This window comes from Halobaculum sp. EA56 (assembly GCF_051195075.1).
Classification (GTDB): domain Archaea; phylum Halobacteriota; class Halobacteria; order Halobacteriales; family Haloferacaceae; genus Halobaculum.
On the sequence record NZ_JBNTJX010000001.1, the window covers coordinates 109148 to 128804 of the forward strand.

Here is a 19657-nt window from a genome sequence, read left to right on the forward strand (position 1 = left end):
CGGCGGACCGACGGACGTGACCCCCGTCGTCGCGGTCGTTCGGCCGCAGTCCGGCGATCCGTCGCCCCGGGATCGCCGGCCGTATGCCGAACGTCTGACGAAAGACTGTTTGTACCTGGATAGTAATCGGTGCGTAGTTCGACGGCCGGTCACCGATCCAATATGTCAACCAACAAACCGGGCCTCTACCGTGAAGCGTTCCGCGAGACGGTCAGCCCCGCCGTCATCGCGGACACGGACCTCGTCATCACCGACGTGAACGAGGCGGCCCGCGAGTTCACCGGGTACTCCCGCGAGGAACTGATCGGGTCGACGCCGCGGTGTCTCGTCAACGACGACGACGTGTACGCGGAGATCGAGGAGACGGTCCTCGGCGGGGACGCCTGGGTCGGCGAGTTCGAGTCCACCGCCAAGGACGGCCAGGTCGTGTACGGACGGGGGTCGATCGCGCCGCTCACCTTCGACGGCGAGGTGCACGGCTACGTCGCCGTGTTCACCGACATGACCAGCCACCGCCGCTACGAGGAGTCGCTGCGGATCCTCAACCGCGTGCTCCGGCACAACCTCCGCAACGACGCGAACGTCGTCCTCGGCCACATCGAGCGCGTCGCCGACGAGGTGGTCGACCGGATCGAGTCGCCGGAGGCGACGGACCTGCTCGACTCGCTGGACACCGCCGCCGACCGCGTCGACGACATGCTCGACCGCGCCCGTACGACCCGCCGGTTCAGCGGCGTCCTCGCGGGCGAGCACGGCACGCTCCGCCCGACGGACCTCTCGGCGGCCGTCGAGGAGGCCGTCGGCGACGCGCCGACGGCGAACGTCGTCGTCGAGGACGAGGTGTCCGGGCCGACCCCGGTGCTGGCCGACGAGATGCTCTCGGCGGCGCTGTACGCCGTCATCGAGAACGCGGTCGAGCACAACGACAAGTCCCAGCCCGAACTGACGCTCACGACGACCGAGCACCCGGACCAGGTCGTCCTCTCGATCGCGGACAACGGGCCCGGGATCCACCCCAGCCGCCACGACGAGATCTTCGGCAACGGCGAGCACACGCAGGTCGAACACGGGGAGGGGCTGAGCCTGTTCTTCGTCGACCGGCTGATGGAGATGTACGGCGGCGAGGTCTCGGTCCGCCCGAACGAGCCCGAGGGGGCGGTGTTCGACCTCCACTTCCGCCGGCCCGGCGCGGACCCGACCGTTCCCCCCCGGGAGTTCCCGACCGACCCCGGCGGCGGCTCCGGCGGGACCGCGGACCGCTCGGCCGACGGCGGGGCGACCCGCGTCGAGGAAACGGAGCCCCCCGAGGACGGGGGGGCGGCGTCCGGGCCCGCCGTCGGCGCCGCCGGCGACGACCCGGACGGTGCCGACGATCCGCCCGACGGCGTTCGGCCGCCGACCGACGACGTACGGTCGAACCGCGCGGGGACTCGCTCCCGCGTCGACCCCGGCGCCGACCGATCCGCCGCCCGGCCGGCGGATCCGGACGCGGCCGACGGGGGACCGGGATCGCCGGCCGGCGGGACGGAGGTCGGCGACGCCGCCGCCCGCGACGACCCGGCGGCCGCCGCGGCCGCCGACGCCGTCGGCGAGTCGGTGACGCCGGCGCGGTTGCGCGGCGAGGTGCGCGGCTACCCGGCGGTGCTCGACGCGCTTCCGGAGTACGACCGGCCGCACCACCTCCTCCCGCTCCGCCCCGCGGAACCGATCGCGGGCGGCGACCCCCGACTGCGCGGGACCGCCGCCGCGGCGTTCACCGACACCGCGGTCGTGGTCGTCGCCGCCGGCGACGAGGGCGGCCGCCTCTCGGTGCCGTACGACTCGCTGATCGCCGCCGGCCGCGGCGACGACGCGGTCGTGCTCGACGCCGGCGACGCCTCCTACCGGCTCCTCCTGCCCCGCGCACACGGGAACGACGACGCCGTCGAGGCCGCGGTGTCGTTCCTCGAACGCGAACTGCGGTAGGCGGGGTCGGCTCGGCGCGACCTCCCTGATTCGGATCCCTCTAGCGAACGCTGTCCACTGCTCGCGGGGCTCACGGGTCGCTTCGCTCCCCGTTCGCTTCGAGGTCTCACTCTGTTCGACCCCGCTAGCGCTCGCAGGAACAGCGGGCTGGGAGGGATTCGAACCACCTGCACTTCGCTCGCTCCGCTCGCTCGTACCGTAGTTCGAATCTCTCGGACGCCTCCCACGCGACACGGCTCCTCGCGCCACTCGCTCCGCTCGCGGCGCTCGTCGCTGTGTGTCGCGAGAGCGGGCTGGGAGGGATTCGAACCCCCGACCGTCCGGTGACTTCCCCGAACGCACCGGCCGTCCGAACGGGCTAAAAGCCGGACGCTCTCCCTAACTGAGCTACCAGCCCTCGGGTCGATTTACTGCCGTGCCCGCATAAGCGTTTACGAACCGCCGCCGGCGGCGCCCCGGCGCGGCCGGCCGCTCAGAGGTACTCCTCCAGCGCGTCCGCGAGAACGTCGCCCGGATCGCGGTTCTCCAGCGACGCCCGGTCCCTGAGCAGGCGGTACGTCGCCGGCGGCAGGTCGACGCTGATGCGCCCGGGGACGACGCCCTCGTCGCGGAGGGCGGCCTCCGGGGAGTCTCCGTCGCTGATCGCGGAGGCGACCCGGCGCACCTCGCGGACCGTGAGGTCGGCGTCGAGGATCGCCCACGCGAGCGTGAGGCGGGCGTCGCCGGCGACGCGGGCGACGTGTTTCGCGGCCGTCGGCGCGATGTGCCCGCGGGCGACGTGGCGGCGGATCGACTCGGGGAGGTCGTGCACCCGCGCCCACTTGCGGATGAACGACACCTGGACGCCGTCGCCGGCGGCCTCCGCGGCGGCCTTGTACGAGCCGTGGCCGCGCACGAGCGCGGCACAGGCGGCCGCCCCGCGCAACATCACGACGTTGTCGTCGCCGCCGACGGCCTCGGTGGCGAACCGGCGGACCGTCTCGGCGGCCTCGGCGAGGCTGTCCGGGTCGTTCGGGTCGAAGCGTGCGGCCCGCTCGGCGCGCTCGCCCGTGACCGCGGGGTCGCCGCGGACGACGGGTTCGCCGACTTCGGCCTCCCGGTCGGCGGGACGCCACTCGGATTCGGCCCTCCTGCGGCCGCCGTCGGGCCGGTCGTCACTCATCACGGAGCGATCCGACCCGCCGGGGCAAAAGGCTCTCGGGGGTGGTCCTTCTCGCCGTGACCTGTGACGCGGTCCCCGCCCGCGACCCGCCGGCCCTCCCGACGCCGGACATCGACGCGGCTTTGCCGCGCCCGGCCCGAGCGCGGGTATGCTCCGGTACGTCACGACGAACGCGGGGAAGGTGCGGGAGGCCCGCGAGTACCTCGGCGACGGCGTCTCGCAGCTCGACTTCGACTACACCGAGATCCAGGCGGCCGACCTCGCGCCCATCGCCGCCCGCGGCGCCCGGGAGGCGTACCGCCACGCCGGCGAGCCTGTGCTCGTCGACGACGCCGGCCTGTTCGTCCGCGGCTTCGACGGCTTCCCCGGCCCGTACTCCGCGTTCGTCGAGGACACCGTCGGTGTCGGGGCGGTCCGCCGCCTCGTGGCGGGCGAGCTCGACGACCCGCGCGCCTCGTTCCGCTGCGTGCTCGCCTACTGCGACGGCGAGCCGTTCGACGCCAGCCCGGACCCGGTCGACCGCGCGGACCGCGTCGCCGCCGCGGCCGCGGGGGCCGACCCCGACGACGAGGAGGACGGCCCGCTCCCGGTGAAACTGTTCGAGGGGGTCGTCCGCGGCGAGATCGTCGACCCGCGCGGCGACGGCGGCTTCGGCTACGACCCGATCTTCGAGTACGAGGGGACGACGTTCGCGGAGATGGACCCCGAGGAGAAGAACGTCGTCTCCCACCGCGGGCGGGCGCTGGAGAAGTTCGGGGAGTGGTTTGCCGAGCGATAGCGAGGCAAACTACGGAAGACAAGCGAGCAGCGCGAGCGCAGTCTTCAGGTGGTTTCAGGAACGGTAGTTCCTGAAAGGAGACGAGACCCGAGCGGAGCGAGGGTCTCGGCGTGGTCCGTCGAACGCCAGTGAGACGAACTACGGCGGACGGTCGAGCGATGCGACGACCGTCCGCGGGTGGTACCGGGAGCGGTAGGTTCCGCCCCGCGCCGGCGACGCGAACGCCGAAGCTATGCCGCCGCCGACACACGGTCGCCCATGAGCCGCGCGGTCGCCATCAACGTCGCCGCGAACACGAACCTCCCCGGCCGCCGCGGGCCGGTCTATCCGGACGGGCGCTTCGTCTACGTCCCGATCCCCGAGCGCGAGCCGACCGGCGAGCCGGTCCCCACCTACGCCGACCTCGGCCTCGCGGGGTACGTCCCCGACGACGCCGCGGACCTGCCGGTCCACCTCGACCCGGAGTTCGCGGGCGTCCTCGGCCGGGAGGCGTACACCTACGGCGACCCGCACGGCGTGAAGGCCGGTCCGCTCTCGCGGCTGGAGCCGGGGGACTCGCTGCTGTTCTATGCGACGCTGACCGTCGGGGGGCCCGAGTCTGCCCGCGCGGACTGGCTTCCCCCGGACTGGGGGGCGTTCCTGATCGGCGAGTTCCGGGTCGCGGAGGTGCTCACGGGCGAGGAGTACCGGGACGCCGAGCCCGAGACGCGGTCGCGGTTCGCCTCGAACGCGCACGTCCGCCGGGAGTCCTTCGACGCGGCGGTGCTCGTCCGCGGCGACCCCGACGGCTCGCGGCCGTTCGAGCGCGCGGTCCCGCTGTCGACGCCCGCCCGCGGGAGCGAGGCGAACCGGCTGGTCGCCGACCTGTCGAACGACTCCGGGAGGGGACCGTGGTGGCGGCGCGTCCTCCGGTTCGACGCCGACGCGACCGCGACGCTTCGGGACCTGATCGGCTCGACTCCCACGGACTGGTCGGTCTGACGGTCGCACGGCCGGGAGAGGAGTGTCCGGCGGCGACGGCCCCTCACCCGATCACGCGGAGGTGGTAGGCTCACCCCCCAGGAACGCGAGGGCGGCCAGGAGGCCGACGGCGCCCGCGCTCGCGAGCAGGTCCGTCGCGGTCGCCACGCCGACCCGTTCCGCGACGTGAACGCCCGCCGCGTTCGCGTACGCGACGAGTTCCCGCGCGCTCACGAGGTGCTTCAGGACGTCCTTCAGGTACGAGGCGAACACCATCGCCGCCAGCGCGGCGACCGCGTGCGAGGCTCCGGTCCGGTGCGGCATACACCGCCCTCGTCGTGTCCGCATGAAATGCTTTCGTGCCCGTCGACGGGTTCGCTCCGGACCCGACGCCGCCGCCCTTCGGGGTCTGCCGTCGAAGGAATGCGCCGTCCGGGAATTGAACCACGCCCGGACGTGCTCGCTGCGCTGCGCGCGACCGGTCTACTTCAATTCTAATCCGCGATGACGTCTCTCACTGCCGTTCGAGACGATCATGCGCCGTCCGGGAATTGAACCCGGGCTATTAGCTTGGGAAGCTAATGTCCTACCACTGGACCAACGGCGCTCACTCGCTTTGCTCGCGCCCCGAGCCTCGCAGTTCCGGCGGAACTGCTCGGCAACGGCGCTCGCGTGTGTCGCTTGCTACCCCATCGTCGTACTTCAACTAATCGGTCGGCGTCGGCGACGCGAAACTGGACGCGCGTCCACGCGTCGCCGGCGGGAAGTGGGCTATTTGTCCGCCCGCGCCGTACGCGGTTCCGATGAGCGAATCCGTCCTGCTGGACGAGGAATCGACGCCCCTGGACCTCCGGCTCTCGGACGCCGAACTCGACCGGGTGCAAGAGCACGTGACCGACTTCATCGCCGGCCGGGTGGAGGCGGCGGGCGCCGAGGGGGCGGTGCTGGGGCTCTCGGGCGGCATCGACTCGACGACCGTCGCGTACCTCGCGGTCGACGCCCTCGGCGCCGACGGCCTCCGCGGGCTGGTGATGCCGGGGTCGGTCAACACCGACGAGAACATGAGCGACGCCGAGCGCGTCGCCGAGGACCTCGGCATCGAGTACGACGTGGTCGAGATCGAGCCCATCGCCGAGGCGTTCTACGAGGCGCTCCCCGACGCCGCCGCCGACCGGATGGCCGAGAGCAACGTCCGCGTCCGCGTCCGCGCGGTCCTCAACTACCTCGCGGCCAACGCCGACGACCGGATCGTCCTCGGGACGGGCAACCGCAGCGAGGCGCTCACGGGCTACTTCACGAAGTACGGCGACCAGGCGGTCGACTGCAACCCGATCGGCACCCTCTATAAACAGCAGGTGCGCCAGCTCGCCGCCCACGTCGGCGTCCCCCGCGACCTCGTGATGAAGACGCCGTCGGCCGAGATGTGGACCGGCCAGACCGACGAGGAGGAACTCGGCCTCGACTACGACACCCTCGACGCCATCCTCGCGCTCCACGTCGACGGCCCGCTGTCGACCAGCGCCACCGTCCGCGCGCTCGACGTGACCGCCGAGGCGGTCGCCCGCGTCGAGGAGCTGTACGAGTCCTCGAAACACAAGCGGGCGATGCCGCCCGCGCCGGACGAGCTGTCGCTGTAGCGCCGCCGGACGCGGCCGGGGGCTGACTGCCGGTCCCCTCGTCCGGTCCGCGAGGGGGGAAAGGATTTACCGCCGCGAGCGGACCTGCCCGCCGTGTCCCCGCTCGAATCCCCTTCCCCCCGCGCAGTCGTCGCGCTCGCGCTGGCGGCCCTGTTCGTCGCCGGCGGCGCGGCCCTCCCCGCGGTCGCCAGCCCCGCGCCGGTGTCGGCGTGTCCGCCGTGCGACGACGGGTTCGTCCGCGCGGCGGCGGACCACGGCCTCGACACCGCCGTCGCCGAGAGCGAGGCGACCGTCCGCGTCCATCGGAACGGCTCCGCGACGTGGACCGTCCGCGTGGTCCCGGCGAACGAGTCCGCGCTGGACCGCCTCGCCGAGAACGAGACGCTCGGTCGCGCCGTCGCCGGCGACAGCTTCGGCGTCCGGTACGGCGACGGGATCGACCACCGGCTCCTCGCGGCCGACGTGCGCGAGGGCGCGTTCGTGGTCCGCTACCGGACCCTCGACGTCGTCGCGGACGGTCCGTTCGGAACGAGCCTGCTCACCTACTTCCGCGACGACCCCGGCGCGTACGTCTACACGGACCTGGGCGCGGACGAACTGACCGTCGTCGGTCCCGACGGGACGATCGTCGCCCGCGGCTTCGGCGACGTCGAGGGCCGCCGGCTGACCGCGACCGCCCTCCCCGACGTGCGCGACGGTCCGTTCGTCGTCTTCGCGCCGTCCGGAACGCCCGCCCCGGGGCTCCTCGGGACGCTGGCGGTGCTGGAGGCGCTCGCGGGCGTCGTCGCCCGAAACCTCCTCGCGTTCGTCCTCGTCCCCGACGGCGTCGCCGTCGGCGGACTGGTCGCGCTCCGGCGCGTCGCGGGGCCCGCCCGCGACCGCGACCCGCGGCGGCTCGGCGCGGCCGTCGCCGTTGGCGGGGCCGCGCTCGCCGTCGGGACGCTCGCCGCCGAGGGCGGCGTGCTCCTGGGGGTCACGGGGAACCTCCTCGTCGGCGTTCTCGTCGGGGCGGTCCTGGTCGGCCTCGGCGCCGCCGTCGCGGTCCCGGCGGCCAGGCGGGCGCTCACGGCCGGTCGGCTCCTGGGTGTCGGCGTCGTCCTCGCGGGGCTGGTCGTCGCTCTCGGCGGCCGCGCGCTCGGCGGGGACTTCCACACCGCGCTCGCGCTGGGCGGGGCGCTCCTGCCGGCGGTCGCGGCGCTCGGGCGGGCCGACGCCGGCGCCGACGCCGACGGCACCCGAACGGCCGTCGGACTGGCGGTCGCGCTGTTCGCGGCGCTCCTCGCGCTCGCCCCGCTGACGGCGCTGGGCGGGACGCTGTTCCTGCTCGGGCCCGTTCTGCTGACGCTCGCGGCGGGCGCGTTCGTCCTCGCGGCGGTCCCGCTGTACCTCCTCGGCGGGGCCAGCGTCGGGACGGACCCGGACGCGTCGCCCCCGAACCGGCGGACACCCGCGTGACGGCGGCCTACCGCACCGGGTTCTCCGGCCCGCGCCCGAGGAACTCCGCGCAGAACGCCCGCACGACCTCCGCGTCGTACTCTTCCATCCGGAGCAGGTGGCGCCACGCGGTGAGCGTGTACGGCGCCTCCGGGTCGTCGTACGGGTTCGGCACCGCGACGAAGCTCCGCCACGTCCCGGTGAAGTTCCGGGCGAACGCTCTCAGGCTCTCTTCGGCCTCGTCGGTCAGCGCGTCCGGCACGTAGTAGGCGACGACTGCGCCGTGTTCGAGCGTGTGCACGAGCGCGCCGAGCGGCTTCGGCTCCGTGTAGAAGCCGGCCGGGACGGTCGTCCCGTAGTGCGGTCCCGAGGTCGGCGGCTGGGTGTCGTACTCGATGTCCGTCCCCTGCCGGACGTGGTCGGCGCCCTCCGAGGGGAACTGTTTCACGCCCTCCAGCAGCGCGGGATCGCCCTGTTCGGGCAGCGGCTCCGACTCGATGCCGCCGCCGCCCCCGCCGAGACAGCCCGCCAGCGCGCCGACCGCCCCGGCGCCGAGTCCGGCGAGCGCGCGTCGTCTGGAGAGCGGGCGTGTCGACGGGGTCGCGGGGTCGTCTCCGTCGGTCATGTCCCGCCTTGGTGGCCCGGAGGATTCAACGCTTCCGGTCGTCGTCCGCGTTGTCCGTCCCCGTTTCCCGTCCCCGTTGCCCGTCCGCGTCGGCCCTGAATCGCTCCGATCACCCGTTCGGGCCGTCCGTGCGTCGGAGCCGCTCACCCGTCCGGACAGGCCCCCTCCCGCGGGAAGTGCTCGGCGTGGAGGCGGGCGAACGCCTCGCGCTCGGCCGCGGCCGTCTCCTCCCCGCGTGCGCCCGCGCGGACGAGCCGCCTCACCGCCGCGACCGCGTCGGAGTCGTTCTCGGCCACCTCGCGGGCCACCGCGGCCGGGTCGTCGACGACACGCGAGACGAGCCCGAACCGGAGGGCCTCCTCGGCGTCGAGGATCCGGGCCGAGCAGGCGACGTCGAGCGCCGCGCCCTCGCCGACGACGCGCGGGAGCCGGGCGGTGCCGCCCCACGCGCCGAACAGGCCGAGGGCGACGCCCGTCTCCGCGAACGTCGCCGCCGGCGTCGCCACCCGGAGGTCGCACGCGAGCGCGAGTTCGACCCCGCCGCCGCGCGCGGCGCCGTCGACGCCCGCGACGACGACCGCGTCGGCGGACTCGATCGCGTCGGCGACGCGCTGGCCGTGGGCCGCGAACGCCTCGGGGTCGTCGAGGCCGGCGACCGCGTCGAGATCGGCGCCGGCGCAGAAGGCGGAGCCGGCGCCGCGGAGCAGGACGACCGGCTCGTCGGCCTCGACGACCGCCGCCTCCAGCGCGTCGAGGTCGGCCGGGCGGAGGGCGTTGCGCGCCTCGGGCCGGTCGAGCGTCACGGTCCGGTACGCCCCGTCCGCGGCGCGTTCGGTGCGGATCACGGGACGGAGTAGCCCCCCGTTTCCAAAGGTCTTTGCGTGTCCCCGGCCTACCTCGCGGCGATGGACGACGCCGCGCGGACTCGGGCCGCCGCGGAGCGGTCGGTCGCCGACGTCGAACCGGCGGCGCTCCGGGACGCGCTGACCGACCGCTTCGCCGACGCCGAGATGACTCCCGGCGCGCTCACGCTCCTTTCCGCCCGCGCGCTCGACCCCGACGTGGACCCCGAGGCGGTCGAGGACCACGCCGCCGGGGTGCAGCTCATCTACGAGGGGCTCCGGCTCACCCGCGAACTCGCACAGACGGAGCCCTGGGCGACCGCCGACCTCGACGCCGTCGGCGACATCGACGCCGACCTCGACGTGCTCGCGGCCGACGTGTCCGTCTCGCGCGGCTTCTACCTCCTCGCGCGCACGGCCGCCGCCGAGAAGGCCGTCGAGACGGTCCGCGCGTTCGGCCGCGACCAGACGCTCCGACGCGAGGCCGACGCCGACCGGGCGGCCGCGCTCGACCGGAACCTGGAGGCGGACGTGTTCGAGCTCGCGGTCGTCGCCGGCACCGCCGCCGTCGGCGGCTCCGCCCCCGCGGACCTGCTGTCGTACGCCGCCGAACTCGCCGCCGGCGACGATGACCGAATGCCCGCGATCGGCGCGCTCCCCGACTCCGCCGGCGACCGGATCGCCACGCTCGCCGACGAGGACCGCGTCGCGTCGTCGGCGGACCCCTGACGCGTCGCCGGCGCGGATTCGGCCGCCGTGTCGTGATACGGTGTCGCTCTGACGGATCGGATCGTAACGCCTAAAGACGACTCCCGGCTATCCGTACTCGCGCCTGGGTAGCTTAGCGGTAAAGCGCGTCCTTGGTAAGGACGAGAGCCCGGGTTCAAATCCCGGCCTAGGCTGTCTCCCCTTCTCCGGCGACGCTCGACTCCGGAGCCGACCGTCTGCCTACCGATACGCCTCGAACTCCTCCCCGAACGCGAGGAAGTAGCCGGTGCCGACGACCCCGATCCCCGCCGCGAGCGCGAACGCCGCCTCGGGGCTCACGAACTCCCAGAGGTACCCGCCGAGCGCGGCGCTCGGGATGACGACCGTGTTGCGCAGCAGGTAGTACGTCCCGGTGACGCGCCCGCCGGCCCCCGCCTCCGCGGGGCCGACGATGAGCGCCTTGTGGGAGGGGAGCCCCGCGAACCGGAGCCCCGAGAAGGCGAACACGAGCACCAGCAGCCACTGGAGCGGCACGAGCGGGCCGAGGACGTCGGGCGCGCCGACGAGCACGACCGGGAACACCGCGTACACCGCGAACCCGAGCGCGACGACCGGCTTGAGGCCGACGCGCTCGGCTGCCTTCGCCGCCGGCGCCATCACCAGCAGCGCGACGAGCATCTCCACGCCGAGCAGGTAGCCGAAGAACGCCGCCGGCGAGAGGTCGACCGCGTAGGAGACCCCCGAAAGCGATAGCGTCGCCGAGAAGCCCACCTCGTAGAGCCGGGTGACCACGAGGACGAAGAAGACGTACACCATGCCGTTGGCGAACCGGACGAGCGTGTCGCCCACGAGCAACGGCCGCAGCTCCGCGGGCATCTCCCGGAGGTCGCGGCGGATGCGGTCGATCCCCGCGAACGAGTCGCCGATGCTGTCCTCGCTGGCGTCGTAGAGGACGTGCTGGACGGCGGTCCCGAGGAGGCCGAAGCCGACCGCCACCGCGAGGACGTACCGGAAGCTCACCGTGAACGCGGGGTGGAGGCCGATGAGGACGGCCGCCAGCACCGGCCCGACGAGGAACGCGGTGCGGCGGAACGTCTCGGTGCTGGCGAACCCCGCCGCCAGCCGCGAGGGGTCGGTCGCCTGCTTCACGACCGCGAACGTCGCCCCGAGCCCGAACGACTTCCACGCCTGCGCGAGCAGCAGGCCGACGAAGATCCAGACCCACGGCTCGACCGTGACGCCGCCGACCACGAACGACCCGAGTTCGGGCGCGAGGAGCCACACGCCGAACCCGGCCGTCGAGATCAGGCCGAACAGCGTCAGCGAGTAGCGCGACCCGAGGCGGTCGGAGATCGCTCCGCCGGGGTACGGGTACACCGCGGAGACGACGTTGCCGACGGTGCCGAACAGGCCGACGACGAACCCCGAGGCTCCGAGCGCGACGAGGTACTCCGGGAGGAAGCGGCTGGTCATCTGGAACCCCAGGCTGAACGCGAACATCGCCAGCGACAGCACCAGCACGTCCCGTTCGAGGGCGAAGAACCGGCGGAAGGTGTCCAGCGGTCCCGATTCGTCCGTGTCGACGGTGACTCGATCCTGACTCATCGGTGGGCGGTTCCCCCGTGCCGACCGGCGCGTGCCGACCCGGCCGGGGGCTCTGTTCGACGTCACGGGGGGATCCCACATCATACCGACGGCCCGACGGCGAACCACACGCGTCCGCGCTCAGTCGGGTCCCGTCGAGTCGGCCGGGCCCCCCGCGGCCTCTACACCGCGGTCCCCGCGACTCTCGCCGCACCCGACTGCGTCGTCGCTCCCGGCTCCGTCCTCACCTTCGTCCCTGTCATCGTCCGACAGCGCCGGAACCGCGACCGTCACCGCGGTCCCGCCCGCCTCGCCGTCGTCGATGCTCAACTCGCCGTCGGCCATGTCGACGCCCCACGCGACGAGCCAGAGGCCGAGGCCGCTCCCGTGCTCCAGCGGGGTCTCGTTCCCCCGTTCCAGCACCGCGCGCTCGTGGTCGGCGATCCCGGGGCCGTTGTCGACGACGCGGACGCGGACGGCGCCGTCGTCCCGCGTCGCCCGAACGCGGACCCACGGCTCCTCGGCGTCGTTGTGCTCGGCGGCGTTCTCGACGACGTTCTCCAGAACCGGCACGAGCACCGAGGACACCGCCGCGCCGTCCGCCTCGGCCGCGAGGTCGTACTCCGGTTCGGGGTGGCGCTCGCGGGCCGACGCGACGCACTCCTCGAGCACCGCCGACAGCGACACCGACTCGTCGGGGTGACGCCCGCGCTCGAAGATGTCGATGGCGTCCCGGGCCTTGTCGCTGATCGCCTCGATCCGCATCGCCCCCTCCTTCACCGCCTCCACGTGCGCGTCGTCGGCGGCCGCCAGGTCCGCGTTGCCGTAGATGAGGTTCGTCTCCGTGCGGATGTTGTGCCGGAGCACGCGGTTGAGCACCTCCAGACGCTGCTGGCGCCGGAAGTGGTCGCTCACGTCGTGAAAGGAGACGACCCGCCCGAGCGGGCGGCCGTGGAAGTCGGCGACCGCGGTGACGGTGGCGTCGTACTGGCGCTGCTGGAAGCCGGAGCCGGTCGCCAGGTGACGCGAGGAGCGCCCCTCCTCGGGGAGCTGATCGTAGCGCGGGACGACCTCGTCCGCCGGCCGCCCCAGCGCCTCCGCGGAGGAGACCCCCAGCACGTCCGAGGCCCGCTCGTTCATGTCGACGACGTAGTCGTGGCGGTCGACGACGACCGCGCCCTCGCGCATCCGCTCGAACACCAGCCGGCGGGCGCGGTGGTTCGCGGAGGGGCTCGTCCCGAGCAGGCGAAAGCGGGTGATCGCCCCGAGGTAGGCGACGCCCGAGACGGCGAACAGGACGGGCGTCGGGTCGAGCCCGGAGGGGACGGCACCCGCCAGGAACAGCGCGTTGCTCGCCCAGGGGGCGGCCGTCCCGACGAGGAGGCCGAGGCTCTGTCCGCGGAACGGGAGCGCGTCGCTCCGCACCAGCCGCAACAACGGGATGGAGCCGAGCAGCCCGAGGAGGTAGGTGTAGGCGGTGATCACCCAGTACCACGGCCCGCCGGTCCGGTTGAGCACCGCCCGGCCGTCGACGGTGACGAGCCGCGAGTCGAGGTACAGCAGGTCGTGGTACCCGCCGGTCGCCGCGAGCAGCACCGTCACGGCGGGCACGACGGCCAACAGCGCGACGTACCGCGGCCGAACGTACCGGTCCCGCCCGGTGTACTCCAGCGCGAACAGGAGCCACGCCACCGGGATCACGACGACCCCGACCCACTGGACGTCGGAGTAGAACGTCTTCGCGGCGAGGGTGTCGGCGCGGAGCTCGAACACGAAGAACACCGACCACCACACCTGCCCGGCGAGCATGGTCGCGAGCGGCGTCGCCCCCGGTTCCGGCCGCTCGCGCCACGCGAGCAGCGTGGCCGTCATCCCCACGGCGACGGTGCCGACCATCACCGCCGTGAGCAGCCCGGACGGGAACACGTGTCCCGCTACTGGGATCGGGGTATAATAAATTCCGCCTTTCGATTATTCAATCTGAAACGACTGTTCGGGCGATTGATCGGTCAGGCCAGCGCCGACACGGCGACCAGCGCGGCCATGACGACGACGTACTCGCATTCGGCGGCCAGCGAGACGAGGTCGTCGTCAGCGCGCCCGAGCAGCCCCGTGACGACGAGCGAGTACGCCAGGCCGACACACAGCGCTGCGGCCGGCCCGACGGAGAGCACCCCCGCGTGCGCCGCCCAGACGACGCCGGCGGCCGTGACCAGGTCCAGCGCCCACAGCGCCCGCCGCGTCGCCGGGACGCCGAACGCGACGGGCAGCGTGTTCACGCCGACGGCCCGGTCGGCCTCGACGTCGCCCACGTTGGGCACCTCCGTGTCGACGAACGACCGGAGGAGGAAGTAGCCGAACACGACCGCCGTCGCCGGGGTGACGGCGGCGCCGGTGAACGCGACCGGCAGCGCCGTCAGCGTCGTCGCCCACGCGAGCGCGACGACCGCGGAGTTCACCACGAGCACCTCCTTCAACCGCCGGACGCGCGTGGCGGCCTCGGGTACCCAGTCGGCCGCGTACGCGATCCAGAAGACGCCCGGCAGCAGCGTGACCGCCAGCGTCGCCGGGCCGCCGAGGACGGACGCCGCGACCGCGAGGCCGTACGCGACGGCCCCCAGGACGTACAGCAGGTCCCGGTGGCGACGGACGAACGCCGACCGCTCGGGGTCCGAGACGGCGTCGGTGTCCACGTCCGCCACCCGGTCGTTCGTGTACACCGCGAACGTGACCAGCCCCACCACCACGGGGGCGGGGTTCGGCGGCAGCGACAGCAGCGTCATCGCGATCGCCACCTCCACCGTCGCTATCGCGGCGAGGTACGCCGAACTGTACACCAGGGCGTCGCCGGCGCGCTCCCCCAGCGCGGTCAGCCACTCGACGACGCCGTCCGCCCCCACGTTCGCGTCGTACTCGCCCGACGCGTGTTCCGTTTCGTGCGACATTTGTGATCGATGGACCGCCCGGCGGGCCCCGCCCGCCGACACACCGTGAACGACTCACCGACGGGGGAGTATAAAATTCTGATGCGTATGTCGCTGAATCGAGTCCACGTGTATCCGGATAGAAATCACACGCGATATTCTACCTACTTAAGATAGGGCTACCACGCGGCGGCGTCGGTCGATCGCGACGGTTCCTCTAGCGAAACCGAAGTGTGTGTCAGCGCGACAGCTACGCCGGCCGCTACTCGGCGTACCCGGTGCCGGTCGCGGCGTCGGGCACCTCGTTCCGCACGACGTCGAGTCCCAGTTCGTCGATGGCGGCCTCCATGTGCTCGTCGTCGACGTACTCGTCGCCGGCGGCGACGCGCTTCGAGTGCGCCAGCGCCATCACCTCGCCGCGGCGGTCGTCGGGCAGTTCGTACTTGTCGACGACGAGTTCGATGGTGAGGCCGTTGTGGTCGCGGGTGTACAGCGAGTGGAACGCGCCGCGGTCGAACTCGCTGTAGCGGTGGCCGCGCTCGGAGAGCGCCTCCTTGATCGCCGGGAGCTCCTCGGCCTCGATGCTGAACGCGAGGTGGTGGACGGCGCCGATGCCGGGACGCTGGCCGGCCGCCGACTCGCGGTCCTCCTCGACGAAGAACGTGATGATGCGGCCGTCCCCGCTGTCGAAGAACAGGTGCGTCACCTCCGGCGCGTCGAGGTTCGGCTGGCGCATCACCAGCGGCATGCCCAGCACGTCGCGGTAGAACTCGACGGTGTCCTCCTCGTTGCTCCCGATGAGGGTAATGTGGTCGGTCCCGGTGACCGAGAGCGCGCTGTCGGGCGCCTCCGCGGTCACGGGGATGTCGGATCTGTCCGCCGGGGGAACGTCGGGGTCGTCTGTCGCCATACCCGACGAACGGGCTCCGGCCACTTAGCCGCTCGCTGACATCCGTGTCACCGGGTGTTCGCCCCCCTGCTCACGCCCGTCTCCAGTTCCGTCACCGCGTTGGTCCGGTCGTCGCCGGTGTCGCCGGCGTCGCCGGTGTTCTCGGTGCCGGCCGGCTCGAACAGCGCCACCTTCGCTGGCTCGGCCGCCACGGGCCGGTGTTCGACGCCCGCGGGCACGACGAGCAGTTCGCCCGGCCGGAGCGTCTCGGTCGGCTCCTCGCGGAACTCGATGTCAAGGGGACCGCCCTCGATCACCCAGAACAGCTCGTCCGCGTCGGGGTGGCTGTGCCAGACGAACTCCCCGTCGAGCCGAGCGAGCTTCACCGCCTGCCCGTTCAGCTCCGCCGCCAGCCGCGGCGACCACGTCTCCGAGAACGACTCGAACCCGGCCGCGAGGCTCACCTTCCCCATGGGGGCGGGTCGGGTCCCGACGGTGAAAAACCGACCGTCCGCCGCGCTCCCGGGAGGGCCCGAGCCCCCGGCTACCGCAGGTCCTCGACGAGCGTCTCCGGCACCGCGTCGAGCACCGCCTCGGGGGCGACCGCGACCGCCCGCTCGCCGGCGTCGACGAGCGCGCGACGGCCGAGGGCGTACACCCCCGAGACGACGAGCAACCCCGCGACCCCCCAGCGGGCGGGGCCGTCGAGCGTCGCCAGCGCGGGGAGCGCGAGCGCGACGCCGAGGAGGAAGTCCTCCGGGGCGCCGTCGTAGCGGACCCACCGCCGGGGGGCGTGCCACCGGCCGCGCAGGTGCTCGTACACCGCCCGGTCGCCGGTCGCCTCCCACGGCCGCAGCGTCAGGTCGCCGCCGACGACGTCCGAGACGGCGTGCAGCGCGGCCGCGACGAGGAACGCCGCCAGCGACAGCGTCGGCGGGGAGGGGACCGCCGCGGCGACCCCGATCGCCAGCAGCGCCGCGAGGCTCCCGTAGACCGGGAAGTGGAGGTCCCTCCGGTGGTCGCCGAGCAGGTCGAGGTCGGGGGCGAGGCCGCCGAGCGCCCCCGCGAGGACGGCCGGCCCGGCCTCCGGCGCGAGCGCGAGCGTCCCCACCCCGACCAGCACGCCCGCGAGGACGTGCGTCGTCGCCATCATGGCCGCCGGTAGGCGCCTCGGCCCCAAAAGCCGCGTGTGGGCCGTGATAGCGCGGGTGTCGCGCCCCGGCCCCGGTCGGGACGAGGACCGATCGGAGGGGAGGACGGGCGACACCCGGGCGCGTCCGCGACGCCCGAGCGCGACCGGGCGACAGCGCTTTGTGGTATGCCGTAGCATGACACTGCATGAGGATCGTCATCGTGGGATACGGCCGGGTCGGCTCCCGGACCGCGCGCGTGCTCGACGAGGAGGGCCACGACGTCTCGGTGGTGGACAACGACCACGTGAAGGTGGAGCGCGCCCGCGATCGGGGGCTGACCGTCGTCGAGGGCGACGGCTCGAACCCGTCGGCGCTGCGCGAGGCGGGCGTCGCCGACGCCGAGGCCGTCGGCGCGATCACCGGCGACCCGACGGTGAACTTCGAGATCTGCATGGAGGCGAAGGACGAGACCGACTGCCGGACGGTGATGCGCATCTCCGAGGACTTCCACCAGGAGATATACGACGAGTTCGAGGCCGCGGTCGACGAGATCGTCTACCCCGAGCGCCTCGGCGCCGCCGGGGCCAAGACCGCGATGCTCGGCGGGAACTTCAACGCCATCGGCGACCTCACCGAGCGGCTCCAGCTCGTGACGATCGCGGTCGACGACGGCGCGCCCGTGATCGGCGACCACGTGAACGACCTCTCGGTCGAGGGCGGGCGGGTGTACGCCCACGGCCGGAGGCGCGGCCCGCTCACGATCCCCCTTCCCGGGACGACCGTCGAGGCGGGCGACCGGCTCGCGGTGCTCGCGGAGACGGACCGGGTCGGGGAGGTCCGCAGCGAGATCCTCGGGGAGGCCTGACTGGGGCGGCCCCCGCCGGTCCGCCGGCTCGCGGGAGTCCTGGCCGGCGACGCCGCTCGACGGCGACGCGGTGGGGGAAAGAGCAGGGCCGGTCGGCCCTGACAGGCGGTCGGGGGGAACGCGAGCCTGTGACGCGGATCGACGGGTGACCGGCGACCTCGGGCGCTCGACCCGACCGGGTGCCGGTCGGGGGTGGGTGTGTCCGCGCGCCCGTCGGGGGCATCCGACCGATCCGACATAAAGACGCGTCAGACGGGAGCCGTCCGTCAGACGCCCGTACGACTCCGCTGTCGTCCGATCCGCCCCGGCGGCTCGGCCCCTCCGCCCGGGGTCGAGCCGACGCGTCGGCGGCAACGATCCCGTGCGACGACAACCCTTTGCCCCGCGCTCTCGACCCCGGAGGTATGCAGGGAACCGGACCGCCGCTCGTCACGCCGTTCGACGCCGACGGCGACCTCGACGAGCCGGCGCTTCGCGAGCTCGTCGAGTGGGTCGAGGCCCGCGGCGTCGACTTCCTCGTCCCGTGCGGGTCGAACAGCGAGGCCGAACTCATGACCGCGGCCGAGCGCACCCGGGTCGTCGAGGTCGTCGCCGAGGCGGCCTCGGTGCCGGTGCTGGCGGGCACGGGCAGCCCCGGGAAGCGCGAGACGCTGGCGGCGACCGCGGACGCCGCGGCCGCCGGCGCCGACGCCGCGCTCGTGGTCACGCCGTTCTACTACGACCACGACCAGGCGACGCTGGCGGCGTACTACCGGGAGGTCGCCGACGAGGCCGAGATCCCGGTGTACCTCTACTCGGTGCCGCCGTACACCGGCGTGCGGCTGGAGCCGGAGACGGTCGGCCGCCTCGCGGACCACCCCAACGTCGCCGGGATGAAGGACTCCTCCGGGGACGTCGCCGCGTTCCAGCGGATCCGCGAGCGCACCGCCGACGCCGACTTCGAGCTCATGGTGGGCGCGGGCGGCGTCCTCGGGCAGGCGCTCGCGGCCGGCGGGTCCGGCGGCGTGCTCGCGCTCGCGAACGTCGCGCCGGAGGCGACGACGGCCGTCTACGAGGCCCACGAGGCCGGCGACGACGCCCGCGCCCGCGAACTCACCGCCGCGTGCGTCGACCTGAACCACGCGGTCACCGCCGAGTACGGCATCCCGGGGCTGAAGTACGCGATGCGTCAGCGCGGGGCGCCGGCGGGGCACGCCCGCTCGCCCCACCGGCCGGTCGACGAGGAGGCGCGGACGGCGCTCGACGACCTCCTCGACGACTTCGCGGACCTGCGCGAGGACCTCTGAACGCGGCGCCGGCGGCCCGGACTCGCCGCCGCGGCTCTACTCCTCCCGACCGCCGGCGTCGCCGGCGGCGTCCGTGCGGGTCGCCCGCGTCGCCGTCGCCTTGAACGAGGCGACCACCTCGCCGCCCTCGCGCAGGCCGAGGCGGTCGGCGCTGTCGGTCGTCACCAGCGCCGACAGGGGCTCGCCGGCGCCCACGTCGACCCGAACCTCGACGACCGCGTCCCCGCGGTCGACCGCCGAGGCGACGCCCGTGAACCGGTTCCTGGCGCTCGTCGCGTCCGCCGGGGGCGTCTCCCCGGGGTCGTGAAGCGTCACGGCGTCCGCGCGCACGCTCGCCTGCACGCGGTCCCCCGCCGCCGGGTCCGGGTCGCCGACGGCCAGTGCCCGGAGCGTCCCGGCGTCGGTGTCCACGACGACGAGTTCGCCCTCGCGGCCCGCGACGGTCCCGCCGAACACCGACTCGGCGGCGCCGGCGGTCCCGGCGAGCGCGGCGGTCAGGCGGTCGAACCGCGCGAGCAGCGCCCGCGCCGCCGGCGTCAGTTCGCTCCCCCCGCCGTCGGCGCCGCCCCGTCGGCGCTCCACCAGGTCGCCGAAGGCGTCCTCCAGCGTCTCCAGGCGCGAGAGCGCCCGGGCCCGGGAGCGACCCAGCTCCGCCGCGGCGCCGCTGACGGACCCCGCGGCGGCGACGGCCCGCAGGAGCGCGGCGTCCCCCCCGTCGAACGTCGCACCGGGGGCGGTGAGACTCGCCTCGAACGCCGCGGTCCCCTCGTCGCCGCCGTTCGCATCCATCGCCGTCCGCTTCGGCGACCCGCCTGAAAACCGTTGCGCGCGCCGGCTCACGCGGCCCGCGGGCGCGCTCCGGAGG

19 protein-coding genes and 3 tRNA genes are annotated in these 19657 nt (G+C 73.8%); 9 read left to right on the forward strand and 13 right to left on the reverse strand.

Going from position 1 to position 19657, the window contains the following annotated elements; all coding sequences use genetic code 11:
• Window positions 1-162 precede the first annotated feature (162 nt).
• Window positions 163-1965 carry a sensor histidine kinase gene (locus ACQUQ1_RS00500; RefSeq protein ID WP_435062154.1) on the forward strand — a complete coding sequence of 601 codons (1803 nt, stop codon included), beginning with the start codon at window positions 163-165 and terminating at the stop codon, window positions 1963-1965.
• Between the two features lie 289 nt (window positions 1966-2254).
• On the opposite strand, the gene ACQUQ1_RS00505 is transcribed toward ACQUQ1_RS00500, so the two are convergent.
• Both ACQUQ1_RS00505 and ACQUQ1_RS00510 read right to left on the reverse strand, forming a co-directional pair.
• Window positions 2255-2362: transfer RNA gene (locus ACQUQ1_RS00505), tRNA-Lys, on the reverse strand.
• 75 nt (window positions 2363-2437) lie between these two features.
• Entirely contained in the window at window positions 2438-3127 is a 690-nt protein-coding gene (locus tag ACQUQ1_RS00510) for a DUF7119 family protein (protein WP_435062156.1), read from the reverse strand.
• A gap of 148 nt (window positions 3128-3275) precedes the next feature.
• Between ACQUQ1_RS00510 and ACQUQ1_RS00515 the strand changes: the two genes are divergently transcribed.
• Both ACQUQ1_RS00515 and ACQUQ1_RS00520 read left to right on the forward strand, forming a co-directional pair.
• Window positions 3276-3905, forward strand: coding sequence for a non-canonical purine NTP pyrophosphatase (locus ACQUQ1_RS00515; protein ID WP_435062158.1), 630 nt, complete (start codon window positions 3276-3278; stop codon window positions 3903-3905).
• Between the two features lie 258 nt (window positions 3906-4163).
• Window positions 4164-4886, forward strand: a complete 723-nt coding sequence (locus ACQUQ1_RS00520; RefSeq protein ID WP_435062160.1) for a hypothetical protein — start codon at window positions 4164-4166, stop codon at window positions 4884-4886.
• A gap of 51 nt (window positions 4887-4937) precedes the next feature.
• On the opposite strand, the gene ACQUQ1_RS00525 is transcribed toward ACQUQ1_RS00520, so the two are convergent.
• Both ACQUQ1_RS00525 and ACQUQ1_RS00530 read right to left on the reverse strand, forming a co-directional pair.
• Window positions 4938-5189, reverse strand: coding sequence for a hypothetical protein (locus tag ACQUQ1_RS00525; RefSeq protein WP_435062162.1), 252 nt, complete (start codon window positions 5187-5189; stop codon window positions 4938-4940).
• Between the two features lie 212 nt (window positions 5190-5401).
• Window positions 5402-5472 (reverse strand) — tRNA-Gly (locus ACQUQ1_RS00530).
• Between the two features lie 196 nt (window positions 5473-5668).
• Between ACQUQ1_RS00530 and ACQUQ1_RS00535 the strand changes: the two genes are divergently transcribed.
• Entirely contained in the window at window positions 5669-6502 is an 834-nt protein-coding gene (locus ACQUQ1_RS00535; protein WP_435062164.1) for an NAD+ synthase, read from the forward strand.
• Between the two features lie 93 nt (window positions 6503-6595).
• Window positions 6596-7957 carry a hypothetical protein gene (locus ACQUQ1_RS00540; protein WP_435062166.1) on the forward strand — a complete coding sequence of 454 codons (1362 nt, stop codon included), beginning with the start codon at window positions 6596-6598 and terminating at the stop codon, window positions 7955-7957.
• Window positions 7958-7964: 7 nt separating this feature from the next.
• Here the strand turns inward: ACQUQ1_RS00540 and ACQUQ1_RS00545 are convergent, their stop codons facing one another.
• Window positions 7965-8561 (reverse strand): DUF3105 domain-containing protein, encoded by a 597-nt coding sequence (locus ACQUQ1_RS00545; RefSeq protein ID WP_435062168.1) that lies wholly within the window; start codon window positions 8559-8561, stop codon window positions 7965-7967.
• A gap of 143 nt (window positions 8562-8704) precedes the next feature.
• Window positions 8705-9406, reverse strand: coding sequence for an enoyl-CoA hydratase/isomerase family protein (locus ACQUQ1_RS00550; protein WP_435062170.1), 702 nt, complete (start codon window positions 9404-9406; stop codon window positions 8705-8707).
• Window positions 9407-9466: 60 nt separating this feature from the next.
• Here ACQUQ1_RS00550 and ACQUQ1_RS00555 point away from each other — a divergent pair, with 60 nt between their 5' ends.
• On the forward strand, window positions 9467-10132 hold the full coding sequence (locus ACQUQ1_RS00555; RefSeq protein WP_435062172.1) for a DUF7114 family protein: 666 nt from the start codon (window positions 9467-9469) through the stop codon (window positions 10130-10132).
• 101 nt (window positions 10133-10233) lie between these two features.
• Window positions 10234-10305 (forward strand) — tRNA-Thr (locus tag ACQUQ1_RS00560).
• Between the two features lie 46 nt (window positions 10306-10351).
• On the opposite strand, the gene ACQUQ1_RS00565 is transcribed toward ACQUQ1_RS00560, so the two are convergent.
• From ACQUQ1_RS00565 to ACQUQ1_RS00590, 6 genes are all read right to left on the reverse strand, one after another.
• On the reverse strand, window positions 10352-11716 hold the full coding sequence (locus ACQUQ1_RS00565) for an MFS transporter (RefSeq protein ID WP_435062174.1): 1365 nt from the start codon (window positions 11714-11716) through the stop codon (window positions 10352-10354).
• Between the two features lie 120 nt (window positions 11717-11836).
• Entirely contained in the window at window positions 11837-13621 is a 1785-nt protein-coding gene (locus ACQUQ1_RS00570; protein ID WP_435062176.1) for a histidine kinase N-terminal 7TM domain-containing protein, read from the reverse strand.
• An 83-nt stretch (window positions 13622-13704) separates the two neighbouring features.
• Entirely contained in the window at window positions 13705-14640 is a 936-nt protein-coding gene (locus tag ACQUQ1_RS00575) for a UbiA family prenyltransferase (RefSeq protein ID WP_435062178.1), read from the reverse strand.
• Between the two features lie 241 nt (window positions 14641-14881).
• Window positions 14882-15529, reverse strand: coding sequence for a VOC family protein (locus ACQUQ1_RS00580; RefSeq protein WP_435062180.1), 648 nt, complete (start codon window positions 15527-15529; stop codon window positions 14882-14884).
• Window positions 15530-15576: 47 nt separating this feature from the next.
• Window positions 15577-15981 carry a cupin domain-containing protein gene (locus tag ACQUQ1_RS00585; protein WP_435062182.1) on the reverse strand — a complete coding sequence of 135 codons (405 nt, stop codon included), beginning with the start codon at window positions 15979-15981 and terminating at the stop codon, window positions 15577-15579.
• 71 nt (window positions 15982-16052) lie between these two features.
• Window positions 16053-16661 carry a metal-dependent hydrolase gene (locus ACQUQ1_RS00590; protein WP_435062184.1) on the reverse strand — a complete coding sequence of 203 codons (609 nt, stop codon included), beginning with the start codon at window positions 16659-16661 and terminating at the stop codon, window positions 16053-16055.
• Window positions 16662-16846: 185 nt separating this feature from the next.
• Here ACQUQ1_RS00590 and ACQUQ1_RS00595 point away from each other — a divergent pair, with 185 nt between their 5' ends.
• Entirely contained in the window at window positions 16847-17506 is a 660-nt protein-coding gene (locus ACQUQ1_RS00595) for a potassium channel family protein (RefSeq protein WP_435062186.1), read from the forward strand.
• A gap of 404 nt (window positions 17507-17910) precedes the next feature.
• Entirely contained in the window at window positions 17911-18792 is an 882-nt protein-coding gene (locus tag ACQUQ1_RS00600; protein WP_435062188.1) for a dihydrodipicolinate synthase family protein, read from the forward strand.
• Window positions 18793-18828: 36 nt separating this feature from the next.
• Here ACQUQ1_RS00600 and ACQUQ1_RS00605 read toward each other — a convergent pair whose 3' ends face one another.
• Window positions 18829-19581 (reverse strand): TOBE domain-containing protein, encoded by a 753-nt coding sequence (locus tag ACQUQ1_RS00605; protein ID WP_435062190.1) that lies wholly within the window; start codon window positions 19579-19581, stop codon window positions 18829-18831.
• Window positions 19582-19657 lie beyond the last annotated feature (76 nt).